The following is a 2,396-nucleotide window of genomic DNA, read 5'->3' as shown; positions in this document are numbered from 1 at the left end:
AAATTTCCAGCTTCGTATCATAGAACATTAATCTGTCCCTACCTTGATTTTAGGCAGAGGAAGAGCCAATCGAATACTTGTCGGAATGCCTGTTTCATAAGTGGCTGAGCGCTCTCCCTCCTGTTTATTTGTTAGGCCAACCGAATCCCTATTTTTTTAAAGATACACGGCATAATCGACCATAACATGATCGTATTCCACAGGCAGTGTTGCCACATTGCAATAGCCTAGAATATTACCCTTGGTTTTATTTAAGTAGTGAAGCAAGATATCATCCTTGGATATGTCTGTTAGCTCCATGCCTAATAATCGTTTCAGCAATATCAATGAATCATTCATGTGCTGGCTCCTGTTCCTCCTTTATCTGTTGCCTTCTCGGTACGTTTCATATTCTTGACAGTTTGAGCTTTCGTTTGGGCTACTTCTTGCTCAGTCTTATCTTGTTGTGGTTCCTTCACTTGCTCATATTGCCCACTATTCTGTAAACGCAGCACCAACTCCTGATCCGTGACTTCCCATGTGCAGCCTGTTTCTTGATTCAAAAACCACATCTTATCACCCTCCAAAAAATAAAAATAGGGTATCCAAAACAGATACCCTGAACGTGTTTCTTCTATCATATCATCACTTTCAATTAAGACTTATTGACCGTGAGTACAGCAGAGCTTCCGGCTTGATACATTTAGCACCGAATACCTGCAACCCTTTCACTGCATCTGAAAATTGTTTCTCTGGTCTGAAGGCTTCCACCGAATCTACTTGGTCTGCAAACGAAATGGCACTCTTATGACTAGCGATGATTTTATACTTGGCTCCTGCGGTATTTGGCACATTGTTGGATTTATAAACGGTCATACCATCAATATCTCCCACATAGCCTGTGCGGATGATATTTGGGTCTTTGGTGAAACGAGCATCCTTTAAAAGCAAGCCATAGTACCATGCAGGAACTACCACAAAACGCTCGCTTTCCGGTACATTGTTCTCATCCAATAGTACGCCTAAATCAATTAGTAAATCATACGCCGTTGAAGAAGTTGGAACTAGAGGCGGTTGTATCATTGCCGTTGTTTTTTTTCGAACTATCGTTCTCCGGTACAATGACTTAAATGATATCAGAGCAAGATGCTGCCAACGACACTTATTTCAAAATAGGTAGACTCGCCTCTACCGGAAATGATCTACACACTCATGCAGAAAGGCGTTTAACGTGCGTGGCTCTCTGCCGAGCAAGCGCTTCACAGTGACATTAGGACTTTCAGGTACCAGTTTAGACATGGTTTGAATTTCCACAACGTGGTTTGCGAGCCAAGGAGGCATATGCCCATGCTCGATTAGATTACGGAGTAGTACTTGAGGCTCCATGTTGATGTAGCTTATCGGCCGATTAAGCAGAGCTGATAGTTGACTCGCAATCTGTGGATAGCTAAAGATCTCCGAACCGGTAAGCGTATATATTTGGCCTGACACCTCGCGGTTGGTCAGAACTTCTGCGGCGACATCTGCGATATCACGACAGTCAATGAAGTTACAGGCTGAATCGCCCATGGCGCCGAAGAAAACATTCTGGGTTGTGATCGTTGATGCAAGGCGCAATAAGTTTTGCATGAACGCATAAGGGCGCAGCACGGTGTGGGTGAGACCCGATTCGCTCAGCGTTTTCTCGATTTCTTGATGCCATCCGGCCACTGCCACTGGAGATCTTTTCTCATAGGCAGGACTGGATATTTTTACGATGTGTCTGATTCCGGCTTCGACGGCAATCTGAATGATCGAAGTTTCCAATTCGACTTGTATTGGACTGTTGGACATGGATAGGAAGAGTTGGCTAGCTCCTGCAAACGCGCGCCGTAGCGATTCAAGATCGGAAGCATCAGCCGAAGCTACCTCGATAGTCAACCGGCCTTTTTCTCCAATCTGATCACGCAACTTCTCAGGCTCTCTGCTCAGCGCTCTGGCGGGTACGCCAAGATCAATCAAACGTTCTAAAAGCATACTGCCTATCGTACCTGTTGCTCCAATAATAACTATCATTTTATCTTCTCCTTTTGGATGAAAAATTTGTTGTGACGGCAAGACGCCACCGCCATGTCACTATCGTGCTTGCTATGAATCCAGACAACGGGAAGTCGATCCAGACACGACTGACCCAGGCCAAGTGATTGCTCGGAATCATAATTTCTAGTAAACCAGATGTCGCCCATGCGGCGAATAGCCCAAATGTTGCTCCCATCAACGCGAGCATCCCAACCACAACCAAGTGAGGTGCGCCGATGATCCACCGTCGGTTATGTACTCCTCTGCCGCGCAGCCAAAGGCCGAGCATCAAAGCCAAGAAAGCCGAGGCTCCACCAATGGTGGTCAAGGCCCCTATTTGAAGCCCCTTGTCGGCAGTG

At 45.9% G+C, this 2,396-nt stretch carries 5 protein-coding genes; all 5 read right to left on the bottom strand.

Annotation, left to right across the window (positions count from 1 at the left end; genetic code table 11):
• Positions 1–156 precede the first annotated feature (156 nt).
• Positions 157–339, bottom strand: a complete 183-nt coding sequence (locus tag L693_RS31765; RefSeq protein ID WP_231503760.1) for a hypothetical protein — start codon at positions 337–339, stop codon at positions 157–159.
• On the bottom strand, positions 336–551 hold the full coding sequence (locus tag L693_RS0124760; protein ID WP_231503759.1) for a hypothetical protein: 216 nt from the start codon (positions 549–551) through the stop codon (positions 336–338). The genes L693_RS31765 and L693_RS0124760 overlap by 4 nt, the downstream gene beginning before the upstream one ends.
• A 79-nt stretch (positions 552–630) precedes the next feature.
• Complete coding sequence (locus L693_RS0124755; protein WP_231503758.1) at positions 631–1,062, bottom strand: phage major capsid protein; 432 nt, start codon at positions 1,060–1,062, stop codon at positions 631–633.
• A gap of 105 nt (positions 1,063–1,167) precedes the next feature.
• The gene (locus L693_RS0124750) at positions 1,168–2,034 is read right to left on the bottom strand and encodes an SDR family oxidoreductase (protein ID WP_025720848.1); all 867 of its coding nucleotides are present in this window, start codon (positions 2,032–2,034) and stop codon (positions 1,168–1,170) included.
• A gap of 1 nt (position 2,035) precedes the next feature.
• The coding region (locus L693_RS31760; protein WP_025720846.1) for a hypothetical protein at positions 2,036–2,396 on the bottom strand (361 nt) is incomplete at its 5' end.

This window comes from Paenibacillus sp. 1-18, assembly GCF_000520755.1.
Taxonomy (GTDB): domain Bacteria; phylum Bacillota; class Bacilli; order Paenibacillales; family Paenibacillaceae; genus Paenibacillus; species Paenibacillus brasilensis.
The sequence above is the reverse complement of the archived record's forward strand: the minus strand, read 5'-3'. Positions and strand labels throughout refer to the sequence as shown.

Coding starts and splice junctions, on each gene's coding strand:
- L693_RS31765 (WP_231503760.1), bottom strand. CDS start 339: ATGAATGATTCATTGATATTGCTGAAACGATTATTAGGCATGGAGCTA.
- L693_RS0124760 (WP_231503759.1), bottom strand. CDS start 551: ATGTGGTTTTTGAATCAAGAAACAGGCTGCACATGGGAAGTCACGGAT.
- L693_RS0124755 (WP_231503758.1), bottom strand. CDS start 1,062: ATGATACAACCGCCTCTAGTTCCAACTTCTTCAACGGCGTATGATTTA.
- L693_RS0124750 (WP_025720848.1), bottom strand. CDS start 2,034: ATGATAGTTATTATTGGAGCAACAGGTACGATAGGCAGTATGCTTTTA.